Consider the following 4,478-nt stretch of genomic DNA (forward strand, 5'->3'; position numbering starts at 1 on the left):
TGCAGCTAAGCAAACCCAATCCGTTGTAGACAGCATTGAACCACGTGTTCAACAAATCGAACAAGAAGAGCCTCAATACAAGCAATAAGAATAGGATAAAAAGGTTGGTTCAATTAACCAACCTTTTTACACTTCAATTCTTGAGTAGAAACGGACAGGTGATTGTATGAAAAGAAAGATAAGAAGATTAAATCATTTTCTTTTTTTAGCCATGATTATTGTATATATATCCGGATGTACGGGGCAACAGAATCATTCGACTAATGGCAATGATGATACAACGATCGTCAAGGTACATACAAACCAACCCATTAATCAAACAGTTGCCAATCAAGCAAAAGAAAAGATCATAAAAGAGGAAGAAGTTTCGGCTGTTAAAGCAGTAAATACCGATAAAGAGCTGTTAATGGCGATAAAAGTAGATCAATTTCATCGCTTTCAATTAAAAAAAATCAAAAAGAACGTGAAAACAGACTTAGAAAAAGCTTATCCGGATTATAAAGTCTTAGTTTCAACTGATCAAAAAATCTATTGGGAGTTGGAACAATTAGAAGAAAAACTGCAAAAAGACAAGATAAAGAAAAAAACATTAAAAAGAGAATTTAACAATATTAAAAACCTTATGAAAGAAAAAGCGTGATGAAAGAGGTATACACATGTCAAATAATCAAAAGAAACAATTAACACCTGTCCAACAGGAATATCAAGATCTTGAAAAACAGAAAGAAACCAAGAGACCAGTAGTTAAAAATTGTATCAAAGCTTTTTTTACGGGTGGGATCATTTGTCTTATTGGCCAAGCCATTCAACTGTTTTATATTTATTATTTTGATTTTACAGATCAAACGGCTGGAAACCCAACAGTAGGGACCATGATTTTTATTGCTATGCTTCTAACAGGCTTCGGTGTTTACGATCGAATTGCTCAATTTGGAGGTGCCGGTTCCGCGGTTCCCGTTACCGGCTTTGGAAATGCCGTCATATCAGCATGCATTGAACATCGAACGGAAGGATTTGTCCTAGGTGTTGGTGCTAATATGTTTAAGTTAGCTGGCTCCGTCATTTTATTTGGTACCTTTTCGGCATTTGTTATTGCGGCCATTAAAACGATTCTCATACAGTGGGGTGGCTTGTAATGCTTACGGGACATCGTACATGGGTCTTTGATCAAAAACCTGTCATTATCTCCACTGGAACGGTCGGAGGTCCTTTTGAAGCAAAAGGAGCACTTGCTAATGATTTTGATTTACTTCATTCTGATTTATGGTTAAAACAGGATTCTTATGAAAAAGCGCACAAGGTTTTGGTAGAAGAAGCGAGTCAAAAAGCTATCGAAAAAGCAGGTCTTCAAAAGGAACAGGTTCAGTTTTTCCTTGGAGGAGATCTGATTAATCAAATGACGCCCACTAGTTTTGCTTGCCGAACACTTGGCACACCGTACCTTGGATTATTTGGTGCTTGTTCTACATCCATGGAAGGACTGGCTCTTGGTGCTTACTTAGTTAACACAAAAGGAGCTAACTATTTGTTAACTGGTGCTTCGAGTCACAATACCGCCGTCGAAAAACAATTTCGTTATCCGACCGAATACGGTGGACAAAAACCACCTACTGCTCAATGGACAGTGACAGGTGCTGGCGTTGCTTTGTTAAGTGATTCTGGAGAGGGACCTCGTGTGACCTCTGCAACGATTGGACGCGTGATCGATATGGGAATGACGGATCCATTTAATATGGGAGGAGCAATGGCTCCGGCGGCTGTTGATACCATTGAAGCACATCTTACTGAGCGAAATCTTGATCCATCTTATTATGATTTGATTGTAACGGGAGATCTTGGCCACATTGGACGAGAAGTCTCGCTTGATTTATTTAAAAAACATGGAACACCAATACGTGAAGAACAATATCAAGATTGTGGCCTTATGATTTATCGAGAAGGACAGCCAGTTCTATCTGGCGCTAGTGGGCCAGGATGTTCAGCAACCGTTGTATATGGTCATCTATTAAACCGAATGAAAAAAGGCGAATTTAAACGAATGTTAGTCGTAGCAACAGGTGCTTTATTATCGCCATTAAGCTTTCAGCAGGATGAAACTATTCCTTGTATCGCTCATGCGGTATCAATTGAATATGGAGGTGAATAAGAGCTATGATTTTCTTTTGGGCTTTTGTTGTAGGAGGCTTGATCTGCGTTATTGGGCAAATTATGTTTGATGTATTTAAGCTTACACCAGCACATACCTTAAGTACATTTGTAGTGATTGGCGCTCTTCTAGATGGGTTTGGTTTATACGAACCTTTTATCGATTTTGCAGGAGCAGGAGCGACCATTCCTATTACAAGTTTCGGAAATTCTCTTGTACATGGGGCAATGGCTGAAGCCGAAAAACATGGGTTAGTAGGTGTTATTTCAGGAATGTTTGAAGTAACAAGTGCCGGAATTTCAGCCGCCATTATTTTTGGAATGATTGGCGCTATATTTTTTAAACCAAAAGGATAAGGAGGATGTAAAATGACGATTGCATCAGATGTGAAACAATGTCTTGTCAGTCTTAAAGGAGTAGAAGCTGGTTTATCCAATTTAGCATTACGAACTCAAGATGATCAATCAAAGCAGACTTTGCACGAAACGATGAATGTCATGAATGAAATCGTAACAGATTTAAAAAATCGAGTGGGAGAATTGGAGAGAGAAGAAGCCCAATATAAAGGTTTTTAAGACGAACAGCTTTTTCTAATTTTATAGGAGGTGTAAAAGATGCCAGATTGGTTAATTGTAGTTTTGCGGTCTTTACTGTTTTTAGTTGTTCTTTTTGCTATTACAAAATGGTTAGGTAAAAAACAAATAGCTGAGCTTTCCTTCTTTGAATATGTCACCGGTATGACCATCGGTAATATAGGAGCAGACATGGCCACGGGAATTGATAAAAGCATTGCTCATGGGATACTTAGTATCGTAATCTTTGCGGCAGTACCCTTCTTAGCAGGCATCATTTCCTTGAAAAATAAACATTTTCGCGACTTTATGGAGGGGAAAGGGACGGTTTTTATCAAAGATGGAAAAATCATGGAAGATAATTTGAAAAAGGAAAAATACACAATCGATGAATTGTTAGAGTTACTTCGACAGAAAAGTGTCTATCAGGCAGCTGATGTGGAATTTGCGGTATTAGAGCCAACCGGCGATCTCAACGTCTTGTTAAAGAAAGAAAATCGACCGTTAACCGCAAAAGATTTAGGGATAGCTGTTGCTCCAAGTAAGGAACCTCAAACAGTTATTATGGATGGTGAAATATTAGATGAACCATTAGCGACAATTGGCCAAAGCAGAAGGTGGTTACACACTGAACTAGAAAAACTAGGAGTTACCATTGAAAATGTCTTTCTTGGGCAGGTAGATTCTTATGGGCAATTAACCGTTGACCTTTTTGATGATAAACTTCAAGTTCCTTCTCCTCAAGAAAAGCCTTTATTACTTTCAACTATGAAAAAATGTCAGGCGGACTTAGAATTATTTGCGCTTGGGACAGAAGTAGAAAAAGCGAAACATATGTATAGCCAAAACAGTCAAAAGTTACAAGAAGCCATTGATAAAGTGACCCCTCTTTTAAGAGATTAAATAAGGTTATGACGGGTTTCAAGCTATAAAGTCAGAAGTAACAATTTAGCAGTTGGCATAGGACAGAAGGGTCTTTAGTAAAATCCATTAATGGATATAGTATAAACATAATTTTTAATAATGGATAATAAAGACCTGGGGTAGTATGTCAACTGAAAAATGAAAGAATGTAAAGTTATCAAAGGGCAATTTACTTAAAAAAAGCATCACGAAACTAGACCAGTAACGAATGTTATTTACTGGAAATTATTTGAAAGGTAGAGATGACAAGTTTTATGTCATATTTTCACGCCCCTTTCTGGCGTAAAGAGTTGGTAACTGCGTTAGTAGCGCATCCACCAATCGCACGAGTTTTCTTGCGGTTAGAACGAGTGCACGTTTGTGTTGATGTTTTGGTACTTCACTGTACTTTTTTACGTAGTAAATCCCGGTAATCCGGAACTTGTCTTCTTACGGAGTTGGCGGCTTCAACTAAGTAATATCGCAAGTAGTAGTTACCGTTACGTGATAGGGACGTGTCTTCGGCAGTAAAGCGCCCGGACTGATGCTTTCGCCAGTATAGACCTGCGTATTTCGCTACTTTAGTTTCATCATCAAACCGGTCTATTTGGCCAATTTCAGCTATGATACCCGCAGCGAATACGGAACATGGGTTACTACAACCGATAGAGCTCTTACCGGATATCCCGTAATTAGTGGTACCTTGCCTTCTGTTGGAGTCTTTTTAACATTGAATATACTTAGTCAGCTACAGCAGAATAATGTAAGATTTTAGGTTTAAATGGAAGAAATGTAAAATGAACCTCCCTTTTTGTTTTTCGATACATCTTCAACATTAAATTTGCTATGACAAAACA

6 protein-coding genes and 2 pseudogenes are annotated in these 4,478 nt (G+C 38.2%); 7 read left to right on the forward strand and 1 reads right to left on the reverse strand.

What is annotated here, in order from left to right; all coding sequences use genetic code 11:
• From AC1UFB_RS17710 to AC1UFB_RS17740, 7 genes and pseudogenes are all read left to right on the forward strand, one after another.
• Positions 1-88: pseudogene (locus tag AC1UFB_RS17710) on the forward strand (DUF1657 domain-containing protein); the annotation flags it as partial.
• A 78-nt stretch (positions 89-166) separates the two neighbouring features.
• Entirely contained in the window at positions 167-640 is a 474-nt protein-coding gene (locus AC1UFB_RS17715) for a YhcN/YlaJ family sporulation lipoprotein (RefSeq protein ID WP_025910777.1), read from the forward strand.
• Between the two features lie 16 nt (positions 641-656).
• Complete coding sequence (gene spoVAC / locus AC1UFB_RS17720) at positions 657-1,136, forward strand: stage V sporulation protein AC (RefSeq protein WP_100347646.1); 480 nt, start codon at positions 657-659, stop codon at positions 1,134-1,136.
• Complete coding sequence (gene spoVAD, locus AC1UFB_RS17725) at positions 1,136-2,146, forward strand: stage V sporulation protein AD (RefSeq protein WP_100347647.1); 1,011 nt, start codon at positions 1,136-1,138, stop codon at positions 2,144-2,146. The genes spoVAC and spoVAD overlap by 1 nt, the downstream gene beginning before the upstream one ends.
• Before the next feature lie 5 nt (positions 2,147-2,151).
• On the forward strand, positions 2,152-2,502 hold the full coding sequence (gene spoVAE / locus AC1UFB_RS17730) for a stage V sporulation protein AE (protein ID WP_025910774.1): 351 nt from the start codon (positions 2,152-2,154) through the stop codon (positions 2,500-2,502).
• 12 nt (positions 2,503-2,514) lie between these two features.
• Positions 2,515-2,721 carry a DUF1657 domain-containing protein gene (locus AC1UFB_RS17735; protein ID WP_034655740.1) on the forward strand — a complete coding sequence of 69 codons (207 nt, stop codon included), beginning with the start codon at positions 2,515-2,517 and terminating at the stop codon, positions 2,719-2,721.
• A 39-nt stretch (positions 2,722-2,760) separates the two neighbouring features.
• Positions 2,761-3,621, forward strand: a complete 861-nt coding sequence (locus tag AC1UFB_RS17740) for a DUF421 domain-containing protein (RefSeq protein WP_482589621.1) — start codon at positions 2,761-2,763, stop codon at positions 3,619-3,621.
• 278 nt (positions 3,622-3,899) lie between these two features.
• On the opposite strand, the pseudogene AC1UFB_RS17745 reads toward AC1UFB_RS17740, so the two are convergent.
• A pseudogene (locus AC1UFB_RS17745) lies at positions 3,900-4,264 on the reverse strand (transposase); the annotation flags it as partial.
• Positions 4,265-4,478: the final 214 nt, after the last annotated feature.

The organism is Priestia sp. KCTC 13724 (assembly GCF_056820425.1).

Excerpts from the sequence above, each read along its gene's own strand:
- spoVAC (WP_100347646.1), top strand. The coding sequence starts at position 657 with ATGTCAAATAATCAAAAGAAACAATTAACACCTGTCCAACAGGAATAT.
- AC1UFB_RS17740 (WP_482589621.1), top strand. The coding sequence starts at position 2,761 with ATGCCAGATTGGTTAATTGTAGTTTTGCGGTCTTTACTGTTTTTAGTT.
- AC1UFB_RS17715 (WP_025910777.1), top strand. The coding sequence starts at position 167 with ATGAAAAGAAAGATAAGAAGATTAAATCATTTTCTTTTTTTAGCCATG.
- spoVAE (WP_025910774.1), top strand. The coding sequence starts at position 2,152 with ATGATTTTCTTTTGGGCTTTTGTTGTAGGAGGCTTGATCTGCGTTATT.
- AC1UFB_RS17735 (WP_034655740.1), top strand. The coding sequence starts at position 2,515 with ATGACGATTGCATCAGATGTGAAACAATGTCTTGTCAGTCTTAAAGGA.
- spoVAD (WP_100347647.1), top strand. The coding sequence starts at position 1,136 with ATGCTTACGGGACATCGTACATGGGTCTTTGATCAAAAACCTGTCATT.